The following is a 19,437-nucleotide window of genomic DNA, read 5'->3' as shown; positions in this document are numbered from 1 at the left end:
CCTTGCAGCAGAATGAAAGCCCTTAGAGAACACAGTCTTTTCTCACATGCGTCCCCCAGCGCCATGGCGCTTGGGCTCCCACCCTCCTCCATGAGACTCCGAATGAAAACTCGTGCAACGCTCATCCTGCCCCTGATCGTAGGCGCCGCACTGGCAGCCAGCAGCGCTCTAGTGCATGCGCAGAACACCATGGACGTGAAACTACTGGGTGTCACGTTCATCGAGGCCCCACCGGGAAAAGACAAGAACCTGGTTCCCTTTGCAACCTCCGGCGACTTGGAGAAAGTGGAGGTCAACGCCATCGCCACTGCGCGCGCCGGTCTGTTTAACCAGTGGACCAACTCCTTCTTCGACAAGGGTGACGTGCGCGTCACCGCGGTGTTCCCCGACAAGACCACCCAGAGCCTGGGCCAGGCAGAGATGGGAGGCTTTCCCAAATTCTCTGCAGACGCCCGTTCACGCAGCTTCAGCCTGTCCGTGAACCGGCTGCCGGACAAGACGGTGAGCGGCCTGATCTTCGAGGGCACGGTTCCGCTCAGTGTGGCCAAGGGCACCAAGAAAGCAGCGCAGGCCTTCGACCCCGGTAAGCCAGGGCCCGTCAAACTGGGCGACGTCGAAATCCAGCATTTCAAGTTGGACGGGAAGAGCCTGCAGCTCCAAGGAAACGACGCGCTGTTGCGTATCAAGGCACTGTCCTTCAAGCCCGCATCCGGTCCGGTAGTGCGTGCCGAACGCGGCGGATGGTCGCGCATGAACAACGAGCATCAACAAACCTGGAATTTCGACACCGCGCTGACCCGTGGCGAACTGCAAGCCGAGTTGTACGAAGGCCTCGAGACCATCCGCCAACCCATCCGCTTCGTCATCGGGCGTCCCTGGTAAAGGAACTTGCTGTGCTGGGTGCAAGACACCCGGCACGGTGACTCTTGCTGACTTTGGAAAGAGTGATTCTCACGGGCTCCTGGCGCTTGAGGGATAGGCGCAAGTCGCTATCTATTCAGTAGCATCCTGCTTCGCGAGCCGCTCACTCTTCCAATACACATCATCCCCGCCGTCCATGCGGTTGAGCACGCGGGCCAGCACGAACATCAGGTCAGACAGGCGGTTAAGGTACTGGCGGGGGGCATCGTTGATCGCCTCTTCGTTGCCCAGTGCCACCACCACGCGCTCGGCACGGCGGGCCACGGTGCGGCACACATGGGCCTGGGCTGCGGCGCGGGTGCCTGCGGGCAGGATGAATTCCTGCAGGCGCGGCAGGACTGCGTTGTGCTCGGCCAAGGCCTCGTCCAGCGCGAGCACGGCCTCGGCCTTGAGCAGTTCAAAGCCGGGAATGGACAGCTCGCCACCCAGATTGAACAGCTGGTGCTGGATCTCCACCAGCAGCGCACGCACGCCGTCAGGCAGGCGCTCGCACAGCAGCAGGCCAATGTGCGAGTTCAGCTCGTCCACATCACCCATGGCGTGGATGCGCAGGCTGTTCTTGGACACGCGCTGGTTGTTACCCAGGCCCGTGGTGCCAGCGTCCCCAGTGCGGGTGGCGATTTCGGTGAGGCGGTTTCCCATGCAATGTCTCCGGTGGTGTAAAGAACCTGTTCAAGATCTTTTTGGGGTCGCACAAGTGCCTTGCCGGGATGGGATGCTAGGCGTGGTGCGCAGCCGATAGCCCGTGCTATCGGCAAGCGCCGCAACACCGCAGACCGCCCGACAAGGCACTTGCCCGCAGGGTTGGAGTGAAATCGGGCGATTGGACGCCCCGGCTGCTTGCATGGGCACGAGCCCATGCGGCGCATCCGTTGCATCCACTCATCCCGATTGCACTCCAATGCGATCCCCCAAAAAGATTTTGAACAGGTTCTAAGCCTGTTCAAAGGTCTTTGTGCGAGTCGAGCACAAACACCATGCCCATGAAGCCCACCGACACGGTACGCCCACGGATGCTGGTGTACGAGGCCACGCCCACCGAGTGGTAGTTGGACACAAACGCGGCCAGCGCGCCCACGCCCAGCACACCCGCCAGCGGACTGCGCTCGGCCACGGATGCCTGGATCTGCTGGCGGTGCCGCTCGGCTGAAGGGTTGAGCAGCGCTGCGGCCGCGACCAACACGGCCACGGCGGTGATGACGGGGAAGGCTTTGGAAGCTTGGGCCATGGGCGAGACTGGGGGTGGGTTGGATCAACGAAAGCCCGATTGTGCCCGGTGTGGCAGCGGATCAACCCGTGCGCTGATAGCTATCAAAACAATAGCTGCCAGCGCTTATCTATTCGGCGCTACAAGGCATTTCTATTTGAAACGGTGTGCTGTGCCCTGCGCAACACCCTGCCGTGCGCCAGACCGCCGGTGCCCGCACCGTTACACGGCGCTGAAAAATGTTGGCCCAGGCAACAGCAGGCAAAAGTGCTGGCCTGCAGGGCCCTGCTGCGGTGCAATGAAAGCCTGTTCAACTTTACGGAGCACTGCATCCATGAAGACCAAGCAACAACTTGCATCCCACACCACCAGCCCCGCGAGCACCACCAGCCCGGCCAGCCGTGCCGCGGCCACTGGCTGGACCCGGCACTTTGAAGCCAGCAGCGTGGTGCTGTTTGCAGCCTTGACGCTGGGCACTGCCGGTGCGGTGCATGCGCAAAGCGGCGCCAGCAGCACGGGCACAGCGCCCTCTAAAACCGTGGTGGGCCCAGCCAACGCCACACCCACCGCAGGCCAGGCCACCTTTGGCGGTGGCAGCGCCAGCACCAGCAGCGACGCCGCTTTTCAGCGCGCCGATGCCAACCACGACGGCATGCTCAGCCTGCAGGAAGCGGCCACGCTGCCCGCCATTGGCAACCGTTTCCAAGCGCTGGACAAGAACAAGGACCAGATGCTGTCGCGCGAAGAATTTGAAGCAGGCGTGAAGTCATAACGCCCTGCGGTGCGGCCCCCGCCGCGCCCACCTCATGAGAGCCCGGGCGGTGGTGGACGCTCCGGGCTCTTTTTTTGGCGGTATGGCTCGCCCAGCCGCCGCTTTTTTTGGGTCGATCTCAGTCGTGCAACGACGACAGAAATTGCTGCAGCTCCGGCGTTTGCGGGCTGCCAAACAACTGCGCGGGGGTGCCCATCTCATGCACCCGGCCTTGGTGCATGAAGATCACGCGATCGCTCACCTTGCGAGCAAACGCCATCTCGTGCGTGACCATCATCAGCGTCATGCCTTCCTGGGCCAGGGATTCGACCACACGCAGCACTTCGCCCACCAGCTCGGGGTCCAGCGCCGAGGTGATCTCGTCGCACAGCAGCACCTGCGGCTCCATGGCCAGCGCACGTGCAATGGCCACGCGCTGCTGCTGGCCCCCCGAGAGCTGGTCGGGCATGGCGTCAAACTTTTCGGCCAGTCCCACGCGCTGCAGCAGCTGGCGCGCCTGGGCCTCGGCGTCTTGCGGGCTGCGCGCCTTGACCAGCGTGGGGGCCAGCATCACGTTGCGGCCCACCGAGAGGTGCGGGAACAGGTTGAAGCCCTGAAAGATCATGCCCACCTGCTGGCGCAACTCGCGCATGGCAGCGGGGTTGTCGTGCAGCAGCTTTTTGCCGTTCACGCTCAAAGCGCCTTCCTGAAACTGCTCGAGCCCATTCACACACCGCAGCAGCGTGCTCTTGCCCGAGCCGCTTTTGCCGATGATGGCAATCACCTCGCCCCGCGCTACCTTTAGGTCGATGCCCTTGAGCACCTCGTTGGTGCCGTAGGACTTGCGCAGCGCGGTGATGTCCACAATGGGGGGCGGGCCGACGAGGATGCCGTCGTGCGGGTGCGCAGGGGTGGCGACGGTCGCGGTGGCTTCAGCGGCGGGGGCCATGGAGTTTCCTTTCAAGCGATTGCGCCACCAGGCTCACGGGGAAGCACAGGGCAAAGTACAGCAACGCCACGCAGGCGTAGACGAGAAACGGTTGGTAGGTGGCGTTGGAGATCATGCTGCCCGCTTTGGTCAGTTCGACAAAACCGATGACCGACGCCAGCGCCGTACCCTTGATGACCTGCACCAGAAAGCCCACCGTGGGCGGCACCGCAATGCGCAGCGCCTGGGGCAGCACCACATGGCGCAGTTGCTCGGCAAAGTTCAGCGCCAGGCTCTGCGCAGCCTCCCACTGGCCCTTGGGGATAGCGGCCACACAGCCGCGCCAGATCTCAGTGAGGTAGGCGCTGGTGTAGAGCGTGAGCGCCACGGCGGCCGCTGTCCACGGCGAGGTCTTGATGCCGAACAGCGCAATACCAAAGTACGCCAGAAACAGCTGCATGAGCAGCGGCGTGCCCTGAAACACTTGCACGTAGGCACCCACGGCACGCTCCGCACCGCGCAGCTTGGACAGGCGCGCCACCAGCAGCAGCAGGCCCACCAGGCCGCCGCCGATGAAGGCGATGAGGGAGAGGGTGACCGTCCAGCGCGCTGCCATAAGCAGGTTGCGCAGGATGTCCCAAAGAGAGAAATCGACCATGGCTGCTTACCTCCCGACCAAGAAACGTGCACCCACCCACATCAGCAGGCGGCGGGTGAGCATCGACAGCGCCAGGTACACCAGCGTGGCCAGGATGAAGGCCTCGAACGCGCGGAAGGTGTTGCTCGAAATCAGGTTGGCCGCATAGCTCAGCTCGGGCGTGGAGATTTGCCCGCACACGGCAGAACCCAGCATCACGATGATGATCTGGCTGACCATGGCAGGCCACACCTTTTGCAGCGCGGGCGGCAGCACCACGCGGCGAAAGGTCTGCCCCGGCGTCAGCGCCAGGCTGTGCGCGGCTTCGATCTGGCCGCGTGGCGTGGCCTCAATGCCCGCACGAATGATCTCGGACGAATAGGCCCCCAGGTTGACCACCATGGCCAGCACGGAAGCGAACTCGGGCGAGAGCTTGAGTCCCAGCGCCGGCAGGCCAAAGAACAGGAAGAACAGCTGCACGATGAAGGGCGTGTTGCGCACCAGCTCCACATAGCTGGCCACAGCCCAGCCCAGCGGTGCCGGCCGGTGCCCCAGGTTGCGCGCCCGTGCCCAGGCACAGGCGGTGCCCAGCAACAGGCCCAGTACGGTGCCGACGATGGTGAGGGCAATGGTCCACACCACGCCCCGCACCAGCAGCGGCCACGCGGCCAGCACGGCAGAAAAGTCGAGTTGAATCAGCATGGTGGTTCCATCCAGCAGTGTTCATTCATGGCGTTGTGCAATCCATGGTGTGATCCGTTGCCCTATCTCAAGCCCGAGAGTTCTCACCCCACCCGTTCGGGCTGAGCCTGTCGAAGCCGGGGCACACCGCAGGAACGCCCCTGCCGGGCTTCGACAAGCTCAGCCTGAACGGTATTAGGTGCGCATCTGTGGTTGCCGTGTCCCGTCCAGCCCTGCACCGATCACTGCGGCAGATCACCCGCAGGGCGACCCAGCCACTTGCTCGACAGCTTGTCCAGGTCGCCCGCCTTCTTGGCGTCGGCAATGATTTCGTTCACGCGGGTGCGCAACTTGTCTTCGCCCTTGGCCACGCCAATGAAGTTGGGGCTGTCTTTGAGCAGCAGCTTGTATTCGGTCTGCAGCTGTGGGTTCTTCACCATGATGGTGCCCGCCGTGGAGGCGCTGGTCGCAATGGCCTGCGTCTGGCCCGATACAAAGGCCGAGATGCTGGCGGCATGGTCTTCAAAACGCTTCACGTCCACACCGGCGGGGGCCACCTTGGCCAGCTCCTGGTCTTCCATGGCGCCGCGCGTCACGGCCACGCTCTTGCCGGTCAGGTCGGCAAAGCTCTTGATGTTCAGGCTCTTGCTGGCAAACACAGCCTGGAAGAACGGGGCGTAGGCGGCAGTGAAGTCGATCACCTTCTCACGCTCGGCGTTCTTGCCCAGGGTGGAGATCACGAGGTCGGCCTTTTGCGTTTGCAGGTAAGGAATGCGGTTGGCGCTGGTCACCGGGATCAGCTCGACCTTCACGCCCAGCTTGGCGCCAATGTAGTTGGCCATTTCCACGTCCAGACCCTGGGGCTTGAGGTCGGTGCCGACAAAGCCGTAGGGCGGGTAGTCGGTGGGGATGGCGATCTTGATCTCTTTGCCCTTGAGGATGTTGTCGAGCGCGCTCTGGGCGTGCGCCGCAGGTGCCGCCAGGGCTGCCACAAAGCCCGCTGCGGCCAGCAGGGCCAGTGCCGTGCGGCGGGTGCGGTGGCTGTCCACAGCGGCAGCAGAGGAAGAGGTACGGGAACTCATCAAGGCGGTCATAGCAAGGCTCCTAGGTAGGCAGACCCGTCGTCGGACGGTGAGGGGGTGGAAGATGTGGGAGAGGTGGATGCAATGGCTTTGCGCGCAGCGGGTCGCCTTTTGGCGGCTTGCGGCGGGGTCTTGGCCACCGGGGCCAGTGCGTCGCGCAACCCGGCCAAGGGGTCGGTTTGGGCTTGCAGGCGCAGCGCCGCCTGCACGGTGCCGATGTGGTCGGCCATCAGGGTCTCGGCGCGGTCGATGTCGCCCGCCTCCAGCGCCTCGACGATGCGCACATGGTCCGCACAGCTTTGGGCCGCATCGTGCGAAGACTGGTAGAGCATGGCGATGAGCGTGGTGCGGGCGGTGTAGTCGCGCAGCGTGTCCGCCAGCAGCGCATTGCCCAGGCATTCGGCCAGGCACACATGAAAGTCGCCCAGCAAGTAGGTGCGCATGCCCACATCGCTGCCCGCCAGGGCAGCCTTTTCACGCGCCAGGTGGTTCTTGAGCTGGCGCAGCGCGCCCGGGTCCACCGCACGGGCCTTGAGCTGGTGCAACAGGCCCAGCTCGATCACGCGCCGGGCCTCAAACGCTTCGCGTGCCTCGTCTTGCGAGGGCTCCACCACATACCAGCCACGCCGTGCACTCACGGTGACGATGCCGCGCGTGGACAGCCGCGTCAGCGCCTCGCGCACGATGGTGCGGCTGCAGTCAAACAGCATGGCCAGTTGCTGCTCACCCAGGCGCGAGCCAGGGGCAAGCTTCTGGGCCATCACGGCTTCCATGATGCGGTTGCTGATGTCGGTGGCGGTGGTCATTGACCCAACCTACGCAGGTTCTGTGCCAACTGGTATACAAGACCGATGCACCACGGTGGCGCACCTGTTTCGTGCACACGGGCCCTGGCGAGGGGTCTCCACGCCCCGGCCGCACCAGTTCAACGCAAGGCGCAAGGCAACGGCGCCAACACTGGTGCACACGCCAGCGCCAAGGCGGTGCAGCCCGCCACAGGTGTGCGGCACTGCTTCAACTTTCTTTACCGCCCGGCGGGCTATCTTTACCCCCGGCACATGTGGACCTGCAGGCGGCTTCGTAGCCTCGTCGCTTTACCGACCACTACAAGGAAATCCTGTGTCCCATCGCTCCCCTCGCTCGGCATTCACCGCCCATCTGCCCCCCACCCGACGCAACGTGCTGGCATCGGCCCTGGGCCTTGTGGGCGCGGGCAGCGCGCTGGCCCTGACCGGCTGCGGCGGGCTGGGCAGTGAAGCCCAGTTGCGCTTCATCAACGCCACGGTGGATTACACCCAGGCCGACTTCTACGCCGCAGGCGAGCGCGTGGTCTCGTCGCTGAGCAACGGGGGCAACATCTCGGCATGGTGTTCGGTCGAAGCCGACAGTACCCAGATCGCGCTGTACGCCGCCGGCGGCTCCAGCGCCAAGCTCACAGAAACCCGTACGCTGGAAGAAGACACCTACACCAGCTTGCTGGCGTATGGCTCACTGGCCAACAGCCTCAAGTTCAAGTTCTTTGCCGAATCCAACAGCAGTGCAGACAGCAGCAAAACCAAGGTGCGCGTGTTCCACGCCTGCGAAAGCCTGGGCGGCCTGGACCTGTACCTCACCAACACCAGCAGCTTGAGCGGGCTGAGCCCCACCGCCACCGTCACGGAATACGGCGACATCAGCGACTTTGTCTCGGTGGCGTCCGGCCTTTACCGCGTGCGGCTGACCAGCAAGGACGACCAAAGCAATGTGCTGTTTGACTTCACCAGCCAGATCACGCTGGGCAGCACCTCGGTGGTCACGCTGATCGTGGTGCCACGCAGCAGCGGCTCGTACCCCAACATCAGCGCGCTGCAAGAGCAAGGCGGCTACGCCCTGCTGGCGAACTCACTGGCCAGTTAAGCGCCGCTCAACCCCTGCCACGCAGGCCATCGGTGGCAGGCGGCGGGCGCCGGTGGTATTCTTTTCGGCCCACCCAGGAGACCCGCCCATGAACGCCCCCACCGCTGCTGCCCACCTGCTGCCCGCCATTGCCCTGCGCGATGTGCCCCAGGCACTCATCGACGCCCTGCAAACCCGCTTTGGCGCGCAATGCTCGCTGGCCCAGGCCGTGCGCGAGCAGCACGGGCGTGACGAGGGCTCGCTGCAGGCGCCGCCCCCTAGCGCCGTGGTGTTTGCGGAAAGCACGCAGGACGTGGCCGACGCGGTGAAGCTGGCCAGCCAGTACGAAGTGCCCGTGATTGCCTACGGTGCAGGCTCTTCGCTCGAAGGCCATCTGCTGGCGGTGCAGGGCGGCATCAGCATCGACGTGAGCCGCATGAACCGCGTGCTGAGCATCAACGCCGAAGACCTCACGGTGACCGTGCAGCCCGGCATCACGCGCAAAGCATTGAACGATGCCATCAAGGACACGGGCCTGTTCTTCCCCATCGACCCTGGCGCCGACGCCAGCATTGGCGGCATGGCGGCCACCCGCGCCAGCGGCACCAACGCCGTGCGCTACGGCACCATGCGCGAGAACGTGCTGGCGTTGCAAGTGGTCACCGCCAGCGGCGAAGTCATCCACACAGGCACCCGCGCCAAAAAGAGCAGCGCGGGCTACGACCTCACCCGCCTGCTGGTGGGCAGCGAAGGCACGCTGGGCATCATGACCGAGATCACCGTGCGCCTGTACCCCCTGCCCGAGGCCGTGAGCGCCGCCATCTGCTCCTTCCCCAGCATCGAAGCGGCCGTGCGCACCACCATCCAGACCATCCAGCTGGGCGTGCCCATTGCCCGCGTGGAGCTGATTGACCGCCACACCGTGCGCATGGTCAACGCCCACAGCAAGCTGGGCCTGCGCGAAGAGCCCATGCTGCTGATGGAGTTTCACGGCTCACCCGCCAGCGTGAAGGAGCAGGCCGAGATGGTGCAAGACATTGCCAACGAATTTGGCGGCCAAGCCTTTGAATGGGCCAGCACCCCCGAGGAACGCACCCGCCTGTGGACCGCGCGGCACAACGCCTACTTTGCCGCCGTGCAAAGCCGCCCCGGCTGCCGCGCCATCAGCACCGACACCTGCGTGCCCATCAGCCGCCTGGCCGACTGCCTGCTCGAATCGGTTCATGAAGCGGAAGCCAGCGGCATTCCCTACTTCCTCGTCGGCCACGTGGGCGACGGCAACTTCCACTTCGGCTACCTCATCGACCCGAACAGCGCCGAAGAACGCACAAAGGCCGAAGCCATGAACCACACCCTGGTCGCCCGGGCTCTGAGCATGGGCGGCACCTGCACGGGTGAGCACGGCGTGGGCATCCACAAAATGGGCTTCTTGCTGGACGAGACAGGCGCCGGCGCGGTGGACATGATGCGCGCCATCAAGCGCGCGCTGGACCCGAAGAACATCCTGAACCCAGGGAAAATTTTTGCGATGTGAGGGTGCGTGGCGATGCCACGGCCATCGCAAATTTTGCTATTTAATTGATAGCTATCAGCGCTTTATCTGCAAGCCCTAGATGCCATATTGATTGCAAAATCAGCACCTCGCTTTCCCCAACGCAGCGCTCCGAAGAAACACCATGCCCTTTGACATGTACGCCAACGGCCAGCATGAGGCCATTGGGCACCAAGAGGAATTCATCTTCGCGCTGATTCAGGCAGATGGACAACGCTTCCCAGCGCTGTCTGCGCTGTGGAGTGCGTACTACGATGACCCCCTCCTCTCACCCGCGCAGGCCGGTGCGCTGCTGCATGAACTGATTGATTTTCTGGCCAGCCATGGAGGCACTGCCAACAAGGCGCTGGCCCATACCGTGGTGCGCCTCTTGCCGTTCTTCAGCATGGCCTGCAAGGGTGGTCATGAGATACGCACGGAGAGTGACTGAGAGAATCGGCGTGCCCGTCGGAGACAAGCGCACCAGTGACACTACGTCTTTCGACGTCGCATGCCCCAACCCACCGGAGGAGTCTGTATGGCTGAAGAGAAAACCAAGGGACCGGCTTCGTACTTTCCGTCCATTGAAAAGACTTACGGCAAACCGATTGCCCACTGGCTGGATGTTCTGAGCAATGCGGGCGAGCGCAAGCACATGGAGTACGTGGCCCTGCTGAAAGAGCAACACCAAATGGGCCACGGGCATGCCAATGCGCTGGTGGCTTACTTTCTTGCCAAGAGGTGAACGGCTTGGTCACTGCTACAGACATCCAACCACGCGCAACATGAACATGCCCCCGATGAAACCGCTGTTTTCACGGTCAGAAAAGTTCCTTGCGGCCTTCAGTGCCATCTTGTTTGTGTTCGCCGCCGCTTGGGGAACATGGTATGAATCCCAGTCCCATCCCCTGCCTGCATTTCGAACCTTCTCTGGAAATCTCTGGGCCGCTTGGCCCGCTGCAGCGCTGGGCGCTTACATTGCTGCCGTGGTGGTGCTTCAGCGCAAGCACACGGCAGCGCAGCTGTACTTCCTCGCAGGATTTTCCGCCTGCGCATGGCTTACCCTGGCAAGCTTCGTATCGTCCACAGCCACCATGAGCTTGGTCCTCGTTTCGGGCATGCTCTACCGCGCCGGCGATCGCACTTCAACCGCTACAAATTAAATAGCATTTCAAATCCAAGGTCTGCCACTCAAAAGTCGCTAAACCTCAACACTTTTCGGAAATCCCTATGAAACGTTTGAATTGGCAACGCAACACCTTCCTTGGGCTGGCCTGCATCGCGCTGGCAGGCTGCGGCGCAGATGTGGCCACCACGGCCGTGACCACCACCAAGCTGCAGGCAGAGCAAGCCAAGCAAGCGGCGGCCCAGGCCGAGCAAATCAAAGCGGGCCTGGCGCAAGCAGCACAAAGCGCTGAAGCGCGGGCTTCGGCGGCAGAAGGCCAATGACCGCTCACTGCGCTCACCCATGCACAGCGCGCGAATCGAGCGGCGCCTGCGCCCGGTCGTTCAAGCCATAGTCCCGCACCACCGCTGCCACACGCAAGCGGTAGTCGCTGAAGATGTGGGCACGGCCCCGCTGCTGCGTGTCCCGGTGCGCCTCCACCTGGCGCCAGCGGGCCACGGCGGCTTCGTCGCGCCAGAAGGACAGCGACAGCAAACGGCCTGGCTCGCTCAGGCTTTCAAAGCGCTCGATGGAGATAAAGCCATCCACTTGTTCCAGCAGCGGGCGCAACGCGGCGGCGGCTTGCAGGTACGCATCCTGTTGACCAGGGGCGGGTTGCACCTCAAAGATCACGGCCATCATGCGGGGGCTCCTTCCACCCGGGCGTGGGCGGGCAGGCTGAAGGTGCCCTCCACCACCTGGGGGAAGCTGCGCTCTTCGCGCAGGATGAAGCGCTGTTGCTGGGCCATGGCAAAGTTTGCTTGCCCCTCGGGGTCGGCCCGCAAGCGGGCGCGGTAGGCCTCGTACGCGGCCAGCGAGTCAAAGCCAATCAAACCCCAGGCCTCGTAGTTGCTGCCCTCGTGCGGCACAAAGTAGCCCAGCAGGTGGCCGCCGCAGCGGGGAATGATCTGCCCCCAGCGGCGGGCGTACTCGGCAAACGCCTCGCGCTGGAAGGGATCGATTTCGTAACGGATGAAGCAGGTGATCATGGCGGCATTGCGGTGAAGTGGGTAGGCCCTGCACGATAGGCGGTTGACGGGCATGGATGGTTCGCTGAAGATCGAACCATGAAAGACGGACCCCACATTGCGCGCATTGCCGCGCTGATCGGAGACACAGCGCGGGCCGATGTGCTCACAGCGCTGATGAGCGACCGCGCACTCACCGCCACCGAGCTGGCCGCCGTGGCGGGCGTGACCAAGCAGACCATCAGCGCCCACCTGGCCAAGCTGCTGGATGCCGGGCTTCTGGCGGTCGAACAGCAAGGCCGCCACCGTTACTTTCGGCTGGCCAATGCCGAGGTAGCGCAGCTGCTGGAGTCGCTGATGAATGTGGCCTTCCGCTCTGGCGCGGTGCGTGTGCGGTCCAGCCCGCGCGAGCCCGCCCTGCGCCGCGCCCGCATGTGCTACGACCACCTAGCGGGCGAGGTGGGCGTGCAACTGTACGAAGCGCTGGTGCGCCAAGGGCTGTTGCAGCCTGCGCCGGATGGCGTGGCCCTGACGCCCGCAGGCACGGCCTGGTTCACCCAGGTAGGTATCGACACAGCAGCCCTGCAGCAACAGCGGCGCATGCTGTGCCGCCCGTGCCTAGACTGGAGCGAGCGCCGCCACCACCTGGGCGGTGCGCTGGGGGCCGCATTGCTGCAACGCTTGCTGGAGGGCGGATGGGCTCGCCGGACGCAAGATGCCGCAGGCGCCCCTTCTCGGGTGGTGCAGTTCACCCCCAAGGGAGAGTTGGCGCTGCGCGAGTGGCTGGCCGCTACGGCCCCCGCTCACTGACGGCCGTCCACCGGCACCCGCCCGAATCGCCCCCTCCCGATCACTGCATGAAAACCCTGCTGCTCTTCACCCTCACCGCCCTGGCCGAAATCGTCGGCTGCTACCTGCCCTGGCTGTGGCTCAAGCAGGGCAAGCCGGCGTGGCTGCTGGTGCCTGCGGCGGCCAGCCTGGCGCTGTTTGCGTGGCTGCTGACGCTGCACGACACAGCGGGCGCTGGCCGGGTGTATGCGGCGTATGGGGGTGTCTACATTGGCGTGGCACTGGCCTGGCTGTGGGCGGTGGATGGCATCCGGCCCACGGCCTGGGATGTGGCTGGGGTGCTGGTGGCGCTGGCGGGCATGGCCATCATCATGCTGCAGCCGATGAAATGAATACACCCCCTGAGTCGCCTTTGGCGCCTCCCCCCTCTCCTTCGGGAGGGGGCGTCCCCGGCGCGGCGGGGCGGCCCTTGCGCGGGGACACTGGCCTGCGCCGCGCCAGTCTCGAATGCTGCGGCGCCCAGGCCTCAGTTCACCTTGATGAGCCGCCAGTCGATGCGGTTGTCGGTGCGCTGCACCAGTTCAATGTTTTTCTTCATGGCCCAGGCCAGCATCTGGTTGTGCAGCGGGATGTGGGCGACGGTGTTGTTGTGCAGTTGCAGGCCTTCGGTGAGCAGGCGGTTGCGCACGGGCAAGTCGGTTTCGGTCTTCACACGGTCCACGATGTAGTCCATGCGCTCGTTGCTGTAGCGGCCCAGGTTGTAGTTGCCGTCGCCCCCGGTGGTTTTGGTGCGGACCAGGGACTGCAGGGTGTAGAGCGCGTCGAACGTGGGCACGCCCCAGCTGAGCATGGCAATGCTGGCCTCGTGCCGCTGCGCCATGGGGTAGTAGGTGACGGCAGGCAGCGTGCGCAGCTTGGCCTTGACTCCCACGCGCGCCCACATGGAGGTAATGGCCTGGCACAGCTCTTCGTCTTGCACGATGGCGTTGTTGCTGCAGGCAAAGTCCACCTCAAAGCCGTCTTTGTAGCCCGCCTGGGCCAGCAGGTCTTTGGCAGCAGCGGCATCAAAAGGCAAGCGCTTGTCCACGGCTTCGGCCCAGCCGTTGACCAGGGGCGAGACGATGGCCCCCGTGGGCTTGGCCATGCCGCGCATGGTCACGCGCTGCAGCGTGGCGCTGTCAATGGCCTGGTACAGGGCCTTGCGCACGCGCAGGTCTTTGAGCGGGTTTTTGCCCTTGATGTTGCTGCCGGGCAGCTCGTCGCGGAACTGGTCCAGAGCCAGGTACACGGTGCGGTTTTCCACCATCTCCATGACCTTGAGGTTCGGGTGGGCCTTGACGCGGGCCAGGTCCTGGATGCTGGTGTCGCGCACCATGTCCACCTCGCCCGAGAGCAGCGCGGCGATGCGCGTGGCTTCGGATTTGATGGGGGTGTAGGTGATTTCGGTGACGTTGCCTTCGGCCTTGCCTGCGCCCCACCAGTGGGGGTTGGTGGTGAAGACGATGCGCTGGTCGGGCACCCATTCCTTGAGGGTGAAGGGCCCGGTGCCCATGGCGTTGCGGTGCGAGTGGGTTTCTTCCTTGCCCTTGATGTCTTTGGGCTCTAGCGAGTGGTGCTTTTCGGCCCAGGCCCGGCTCATCACGCGCAGCTCGGTCAGCTGGTTGAGCAGCACGGGGTTGGGGTTCTTCAAGAAGATGTCGATGGTGTCGGCGTCGACCTTGGCCACGCGGTCCATGCCCTGGGTGTAGATGGCGTAGGTGGATGTTTTGGCCATGGCGCGTTGCAGCGAATAGACCACGTCTTCGGCCGTAAGGGCCGAGCCGTCGCTGAACTTCACGCCCTGGCGCAGCTTGAAGCGCACTTGCGTGGGGGTCACTTCCTTCCACGACAGCGCGAGCACAGGCTCGATCTTGAGGGTGCGGCTGTTGAACATGACCAGCGACTCGTACACCGCCGCGTGGATGCCGTTGCCCAGGGCGCTGTTTTGCGAGTGGATGTCCATGGTCTGGATATCGCTGGAGCCCGCCCATTTGAACGGCTTGGCCCAAGCGCTGGGGGTGGCGCACAGCCACAGCGTGGCCGTGACGGTGGTGGCGGCGACGGCCCTCAGAGAACGCTGCAATGGCATGGAAAACTCCCTGGATGAATGCGAGGTGCACCGCGGGTGGTATGGCGAACGGCGGTGCCGGGCACTATGCAGCACATCGCGTGCCACGCCCTTGGGGGATTGCACTCTTGCAGGGTGCGCTGGTGGGCGTACAGGCCCTGGCGCAGAGCGCACATGCTATACATTCAATAGCTGCTAGCGCTTTTACTGCGTGCGCTAGCGGCCATTTTTATTCAAACCCATATGCGCTGGTTGACTGTCTCTCGTTGTTTTGGCGCGGCCTTGTTGCTAGCGCTGCTGGCATGGCCGCTGGGCATGCTGTGGGTGTTGTCGCATGAGGACTACCACCCTGAGCCCGGGACGCTGGACTATTACCTGGGCCTGTCGTCCCTGGTGCGGGGCGTGCCCCTGCCAGCGGATGGGGATGCGCCGGAGTACTACGGATCCACCGGCGACGGACCCAAGCAGCCGGTGAGCATGGTGACGCTGCAAGTGCCACCCGAGCAAGCCAGCGCCACCCTGGCCCGGCTGCAGGCCTATCTGCAGACCAAGGGCCTGCAACCCACCGGGCCGTTCAAGCACGAGGCGACCGACACCGCCACGCTGCAAGACTGGGAATACGCCAACCCGCAACGCACCGAGGTGGTGGTGCTGCGGCAGGTGGTGCCCGCCCACCCCACTGCGCGCACCGATGGCGCTTCACGCAAGGTCACGTTCAGCGTGATGCACTACGACTAGGCGGCGGGTTCATTCGCCACGCCCCAACGCCCCACGCGTGCGCCCAGCCACACCCAGCCCTCAGGGCCGTTCGCGGTCTGGCACGCGGGTGTTCAGCGCGGCGGGGCGGTAGTCGGGCAAGAAAGCGCAGCCTTTGCCAAAGGCCGCCTCGAAGGCCGGGCACTGGCTGGCAATGCTGGCGGGGGTGGGCTGGGTGCCGTCATCCACCCAGCGCAGCAAGGCTGCCACCAGGGTGGGATAGGTCGGATCGCTCAGGTAGCTGTGGCCGCTGTGCTGGGTAAAGGTTTGCACCAGATGCCCACTGGTACCCGCCTTGTCCATGGTGGCCTTGAACACCGAGTCCAACTCGACAAACGCGGTGGGGTCGTTCACGCCTTTGACGGTGAGCACCGGCACGGGGATGCGGCCGGTGGGGTCGGTGTCTTGCGCAAAGCGGGCGACGGCAGCCGGGTCGGCGCGGTAGCGCAGCACGCCCGCGTTCAGGACCGCGTCCGCAGCGGCATCGCCCGAGCCGCTGTAGCGCACGCCCTGGTTGCCAAATGGGCTGGCGCCGCCGGTGCGGTGCTGCACCACATCGCGGTAGTGGAAGGTGGCCCAGTTCATGTGGCTGTGGATGGAGCTGGCCGGGATGCGGACCACGTCGGTGATGAGCTTCACCTTGCGCTGCTGATCAGGCGTGCGCTCGGCCTGCGGCTTGTCCAGCCCCAGGCACTCGTTGACGCGCGCCTGCAGGTCGGCCTGGGCCATGTGGGCATCGGCAGGCAGGCCGATATTGAGCGGGTAGGCGGCCTCCGTGGGGCGGGGGTGGTTGCCGCACAGGTACTGGTAGACCACGCGCAGGTCGGTGCGAAAGTCGTACGAGCGCGAGCCCCCGGCCAGCACGCCGCTGGTGAGCAGCACGGCATCGTAGGGGCGCTTGCCGTCGGCCGTGGTGGTGAACCTCTCCGCCCCCCGCGCCGCCACGCTGGCCCCCCACGATTGCCCGTGCAAGATGGTGCGCTGGGGCTGCGCCACCTGGCTCACAAAGATCTGGCGCAGGCGTTCGGTGTCCTCGGCAGCAGCACGCACTTCCACACCGCCCTGGCGGAAGGTGCTGCCCGCCCATGCATAGCCCGCCTTGACCATGATGGCCCAGCGCTCCAGGTCTTCCACCGACCGCTCCAGCTTGGGCACGCCCAGCGCCGGGCCGCCGTGGGCGTGCAGCACCAAGTGCCCATTCCACTGGTTGGGCAGGGCGATCAGGTAGTAAGCCCCCGCAGAGTCCTGGCCTGAAAGGCAGCGGGCAATCGATGCCACGGCTTTGGGGCACGCGGTGGGCGTGGGGGCGGCCTCAGGGGCCTGGGCTTGCAGTTTGGCCTGAGATGCGGGGGCCTGCGGCGGCAGCGGCGCGCAGGCCGCTGCCAGCACAGCCAGCCCCGCCAGGGCCAGCCGCCCGGGCAAAGACGAATTCAAAAGGGGGTAGCGCATGGTGGTGTCTCCTGTAGGTATGGGTGCCGATGCTGGATGCCCACGCATCGTAGAAAGCGCCACTCCATACGTCAAATAGGCTGCACTACCGTAGCTGATACGATTTTGATATGACGAAGACACCACAGCCCCGCCCCCACTGCCGCCGCGCCAACCAGGAGCGGCACTGATGGACCTGCGCCAACTGCGGTACTTCCTGGCCGTGGCGCAGACCGGCCACATGACCCGCGCGGCCGAAGCGCTGGGCATGGCCCAGCCCCCGCTGAGCCAGCAGATCAAGGGCCTGGAGACCCAGATAGGCCTGCCCCTGTTCAAACGCCATGCCAAAGGTGTGACGCTGACCGAGGCGGGGCGCACCCTGCAGGCCGATGCCACCCGGCTGCTGCACGACTTTGATGCCCTGCAAAGCCGCATGCAGCTGCTGGCCGAGGGCAAGACCGGGCGGCTGGACATTGCCTTCACCAGCTCGGCCGCCGCGCACGAGTTCACGCCTTACGCGCTGCGCGAATGCCGCGCGCGCCACCCCGGCCTGGTGCTGGACATTGGCGAAGCCAACGCCGCCGAAATCACCGAGGCCGTGGCCCAGGGCCGCCTGCACTGCGGCCTGCTGCGCGTGCCGGTGGACCGGCCCCCCGGCCTGGTGTTCGACACCCTGCAGCACGAGCCCGCCATGGTCGCCCTGCCCATCGACCACCCCTTGGCGCTGCGCCAGCGGCGCGGCCAGCCCACCCCCGTGCGCCTGGCCGATCTGCAGGACGAGCCCTTGATCCTGGTGCGCCGCACGGGGGCACCCGGCCTGTACGCCAACCTGCTGGCCCTGTGCGCCGCCCAGGGCGTGCAGCCCCGCGTGGTGGCCGAGGTGCCGCGCATGCTCACCAACCTGAACCTGGTGGCCGCAGGCACGGGGGTTTCGGTCGTGCCCTCGTCCATGCTGGGCGTGCACCGCCACGCCATCGCCTACCGCCCGCTGGACGTGGGCAGCCAGCTCGATGTGCCCCTGACCCTGGTGTACCGCGCCGAAGACAACGTGGGCGCCACGGCCACCTTCACCCGGCTGCTCAACACCCTGGCATCGCACAGCCAACCCCACCCACCACAGGCACGCCACCACCCCACTGAGCGGCCAATGACCAGATCGCCAAACGGCCAAAAAATGCACACGCCCGGCATGTAACCATTGGCAACCTGGGTGTTACAGGCAGTCAACGCAGGCAAACTCCCACCCATCTGTTTTTATTCAACCCAGCGGCCGCGCGAGGAGCGCCACGCCGCCCACCACCATGACACACCAACCATCACGCATCGCACGCATGTCTCGCTGGATCAGCGCCGCCTTCCTGGGCACTGCCTTGCTCACCGGTGCGGCCTGGGCTGGCACCGCCGAGGGCGTGCGCGCCTACGAAAAGGGCCAGTTCACCCAGGCCCTGAAAGAACTGCAGCCAGCCGCCCAGGCGGGCGACGCCGAAGCCCAATTCCACCTGGGCCTGATGTACGACTTTGGCCGCGCTGTGCCAGTAGACCATGTCAAGGCCGCAGCCCTGTACCGCAAGGCCGCAGACCAGGGCCACGCGGATGCGCAATACCACCTGGCCGTGTCTTACGACGACGGCGAGGGCGTGCCGCAAGACTACAAACAGGCCGTCTTCTGGTACACCAAGGCCGCCAGCCAAGGGCTGGCCAAGGCCCAGTACAACCTGGGCGTCTCGTACGACAAGGGCGAAGGCGTGGCCAAGGACCACAAGATCGCCGCGCAGTGGTACCGCAAGGCCGCAGACCAGGGCGACTCTGACGCCCAATACAACCTGGGCGTGGCCTACGACGACGGCGAAGGCGTCGAACAAGACCACAAGCAGGCCGTAACCTGGTACCGCAAAGCGGCAGCGCAAGGCCACTCACGCGCGCAATTCAACCTGGCCGTGTCTTACGACGACGGCGAAGGCGTTGCCCAGGACAAGAAGCAGGCCGTGCACTGGTACACCAAGGCCGCCGAACAAGGCGATGCCGATGCGCAGCAAAACCTGTCGGTCATGTACGCCAAGGGCGAAGGCGTGCCCCGCGACGCCGCCAAGTCCCGCTACTGGGCCCGCAAGGCCCGCGAATCACGGGCGCGGGACGAGAATTGATGAGATGCAAGGGCCTCGAATGAGGCCCTTTTTTATGGGATGAATTTTTAGAGGGAACTGCCTGGAGGAACTTGAAAACCATAGGTCGAAGCACCTCATGAAGCCAGCGGACAGGCATCCTTCAGGAATGCGGCGTTGGACCCAGCGCCAGCAGTAAAGCCGCTCAAAAAATGCAGGCCTCAATTCGTGAGGCAACATCGAGGTAAAACCGATGACTTCAATGACCGAACCGCTTTTCCTTACCGTAGACAGAGATAGCGTCTGCGCGGGGGATGACTGTGAATCTCATGAACGCTCATTTGCCGCACCACTTGGCTCGTCTGTTCCCGAGTTGATCAAGCTAGCAACAAGCGCGTGCAGGCTAGCGGGCATTGCGGGTGGCAATGCCACTTGGATTGTCGAAGTCGGAGGGTATGGAGGGCAACCGGTTGCTGTAGTGGCACAGCAATGGGATGAACCACGCCTAC

The 19,437-nt window shown here is 64.7% G+C and carries 24 protein-coding genes; 13 read left to right on the top strand and 11 right to left on the bottom strand.

What is annotated here, in order from left to right; translation table 11 throughout:
- Window positions 1–102 precede the first annotated feature (102 nt).
- Window positions 103–882 carry a hypothetical protein gene (locus CLU88_RS15600; RefSeq protein ID WP_099657374.1) on the top strand — a complete coding sequence of 260 codons (780 nt, stop codon included), beginning with the start codon at window positions 103–105 and terminating at the stop codon, window positions 880–882.
- Between the two features lie 111 nt (window positions 883–993).
- Here CLU88_RS15600 and CLU88_RS15595 read toward each other — a convergent pair whose 3' ends face one another.
- Complete coding sequence (locus tag CLU88_RS15595) at window positions 994–1,563, bottom strand: cob(I)yrinic acid a,c-diamide adenosyltransferase (protein WP_099657373.1); 570 nt, start codon at window positions 1,561–1,563, stop codon at window positions 994–996.
- 301 nt (window positions 1,564–1,864) lie between these two features.
- Entirely contained in the window at window positions 1,865–2,149 is a 285-nt protein-coding gene (locus CLU88_RS15585; protein WP_099657372.1) for a hypothetical protein, read from the bottom strand.
- A 313-nt stretch (window positions 2,150–2,462) separates the two neighbouring features.
- On the opposite strand from CLU88_RS15585, the gene CLU88_RS15580 reads away from it, so the two are divergent.
- Entirely contained in the window at window positions 2,463–2,900 is a 438-nt protein-coding gene (locus tag CLU88_RS15580; protein ID WP_099657371.1) for a calcium-binding protein, read from the top strand.
- A 118-nt stretch (window positions 2,901–3,018) separates the two neighbouring features.
- Here the strand turns inward: CLU88_RS15580 and CLU88_RS15575 are convergent, their stop codons facing one another.
- From CLU88_RS15575 to CLU88_RS15555, 5 genes are all read right to left on the bottom strand, one after another.
- On the bottom strand, window positions 3,019–3,828 hold the full coding sequence (locus CLU88_RS15575) for an amino acid ABC transporter ATP-binding protein (protein WP_304528994.1): 810 nt from the start codon (window positions 3,826–3,828) through the stop codon (window positions 3,019–3,021).
- Window positions 3,812–4,465, bottom strand: coding sequence for an amino acid ABC transporter permease (locus tag CLU88_RS15570; RefSeq protein WP_099657370.1), 654 nt, complete (start codon window positions 4,463–4,465; stop codon window positions 3,812–3,814). Before CLU88_RS15570 ends, CLU88_RS15575 begins: the two co-directional genes overlap by 17 nt.
- A gap of 6 nt (window positions 4,466–4,471) precedes the next feature.
- Window positions 4,472–5,146, bottom strand: coding sequence for an amino acid ABC transporter permease (locus CLU88_RS15565; RefSeq protein WP_099657369.1), 675 nt, complete (start codon window positions 5,144–5,146; stop codon window positions 4,472–4,474).
- Window positions 5,147–5,367: 221 nt separating this feature from the next.
- A complete protein-coding gene (locus tag CLU88_RS15560; protein WP_099658927.1) occupies window positions 5,368–6,207 on the bottom strand; it encodes a transporter substrate-binding domain-containing protein in 840 nt (279 codons plus the stop codon).
- Between the two features lie 8 nt (window positions 6,208–6,215).
- Window positions 6,216–7,013, bottom strand: a complete 798-nt coding sequence (locus tag CLU88_RS15555) for a GntR family transcriptional regulator (RefSeq protein ID WP_099657368.1) — start codon at window positions 7,011–7,013, stop codon at window positions 6,216–6,218.
- Between the two features lie 313 nt (window positions 7,014–7,326).
- Between CLU88_RS15555 and CLU88_RS15550 the strand changes: the two genes are divergently transcribed.
- The 6 genes from CLU88_RS15550 to CLU88_RS15525 all read left to right on the top strand — a co-directional run bounded on the left by CLU88_RS15550 (window position 7,327) and on the right by CLU88_RS15525 (window position 11,062).
- Window positions 7,327–8,103, top strand: a complete 777-nt coding sequence (locus tag CLU88_RS15550) for a DUF4397 domain-containing protein (protein WP_158235610.1) — start codon at window positions 7,327–7,329, stop codon at window positions 8,101–8,103.
- An 88-nt stretch (window positions 8,104–8,191) separates the two neighbouring features.
- Entirely contained in the window at window positions 8,192–9,616 is a 1,425-nt protein-coding gene (locus CLU88_RS15545) for an FAD-binding oxidoreductase (protein ID WP_099657367.1), read from the top strand.
- Window positions 9,617–9,758: 142 nt separating this feature from the next.
- On the top strand, window positions 9,759–10,064 hold the full coding sequence (locus CLU88_RS15540) for a hypothetical protein (RefSeq protein WP_099657366.1): 306 nt from the start codon (window positions 9,759–9,761) through the stop codon (window positions 10,062–10,064).
- An 87-nt stretch (window positions 10,065–10,151) separates the two neighbouring features.
- The gene (locus CLU88_RS15535; protein ID WP_099657365.1) at window positions 10,152–10,358 is read left to right on the top strand and encodes a DUF4287 domain-containing protein; all 207 of its coding nucleotides are present in this window, start codon (window positions 10,152–10,154) and stop codon (window positions 10,356–10,358) included.
- A gap of 55 nt (window positions 10,359–10,413) precedes the next feature.
- Window positions 10,414–10,776: a hypothetical protein gene (locus CLU88_RS15530; protein WP_143226021.1), complete on the top strand. Its 363-nt coding sequence runs from the start codon at window positions 10,414–10,416 to the stop codon at window positions 10,774–10,776.
- Between the two features lie 67 nt (window positions 10,777–10,843).
- Window positions 10,844–11,062 (top strand): hypothetical protein, encoded by a 219-nt coding sequence (locus CLU88_RS15525; protein WP_099657363.1) that lies wholly within the window; start codon window positions 10,844–10,846, stop codon window positions 11,060–11,062.
- A 13-nt stretch (window positions 11,063–11,075) separates the two neighbouring features.
- Here the strand turns inward: CLU88_RS15525 and CLU88_RS15520 are convergent, their stop codons facing one another.
- A complete protein-coding gene (locus tag CLU88_RS15520; RefSeq protein ID WP_099657362.1) occupies window positions 11,076–11,420 on the bottom strand; it encodes an antibiotic biosynthesis monooxygenase in 345 nt (114 codons plus the stop codon).
- A complete protein-coding gene (locus tag CLU88_RS15515; RefSeq protein WP_099657361.1) occupies window positions 11,417–11,767 on the bottom strand; it encodes an NIPSNAP family protein in 351 nt (116 codons plus the stop codon). The genes CLU88_RS15520 and CLU88_RS15515 overlap by 4 nt, the downstream gene beginning before the upstream one ends.
- 78 nt (window positions 11,768–11,845) lie before the next feature.
- Here CLU88_RS15515 and CLU88_RS15510 point away from each other — a divergent pair, with 78 nt between their 5' ends.
- A complete protein-coding gene (locus CLU88_RS15510) occupies window positions 11,846–12,556 on the top strand; it encodes a helix-turn-helix transcriptional regulator (RefSeq protein ID WP_099657360.1) in 711 nt (236 codons plus the stop codon).
- 47 nt (window positions 12,557–12,603) lie between these two features.
- A complete protein-coding gene (locus CLU88_RS15505) occupies window positions 12,604–12,927 on the top strand; it encodes a YnfA family protein (protein WP_099657359.1) in 324 nt (107 codons plus the stop codon).
- Between the two features lie 134 nt (window positions 12,928–13,061).
- Here CLU88_RS15505 and CLU88_RS15500 read toward each other — a convergent pair whose 3' ends face one another.
- Window positions 13,062–14,663, bottom strand: a complete 1,602-nt coding sequence (locus tag CLU88_RS15500; protein WP_099657358.1) for an ABC transporter substrate-binding protein — start codon at window positions 14,661–14,663, stop codon at window positions 13,062–13,064.
- A gap of 231 nt (window positions 14,664–14,894) precedes the next feature.
- On the opposite strand from CLU88_RS15500, the gene CLU88_RS15495 reads away from it, so the two are divergent.
- Window positions 14,895–15,380, top strand: a complete 486-nt coding sequence (locus CLU88_RS15495; protein WP_143226020.1) for a hypothetical protein — start codon at window positions 14,895–14,897, stop codon at window positions 15,378–15,380.
- Window positions 15,381–15,440: 60 nt separating this feature from the next.
- Here the strand turns inward: CLU88_RS15495 and CLU88_RS15490 are convergent, their stop codons facing one another.
- A complete protein-coding gene (locus tag CLU88_RS15490) occupies window positions 15,441–16,847 on the bottom strand; it encodes a hypothetical protein (RefSeq protein WP_233205493.1) in 1,407 nt (468 codons plus the stop codon).
- Window positions 16,848–17,016: 169 nt separating this feature from the next.
- Between CLU88_RS15490 and CLU88_RS15485 the strand changes: the two genes are divergently transcribed.
- Entirely contained in the window at window positions 17,017–18,021 is a 1,005-nt protein-coding gene (locus CLU88_RS15485; RefSeq protein ID WP_099657356.1) for a LysR family transcriptional regulator, read from the top strand.
- Between the two features lie 136 nt (window positions 18,022–18,157).
- Window positions 18,158–18,970, top strand: a complete 813-nt coding sequence (locus CLU88_RS15480; RefSeq protein ID WP_099657355.1) for a tetratricopeptide repeat protein — start codon at window positions 18,158–18,160, stop codon at window positions 18,968–18,970.
- The last annotated feature ends 467 nt before the right edge of the window (window positions 18,971–19,437 follow it).

The organism is Acidovorax sp. 56 (genome assembly GCF_002749705.1).
In the GTDB taxonomy this organism is placed as follows: Bacteria; Pseudomonadota; Gammaproteobacteria; order Burkholderiales; family Burkholderiaceae_C; genus Acidovorax.
Note: the sequence above shows the minus strand (reverse complement) of the source record. Positions and strands in the feature narration are given on the sequence as shown.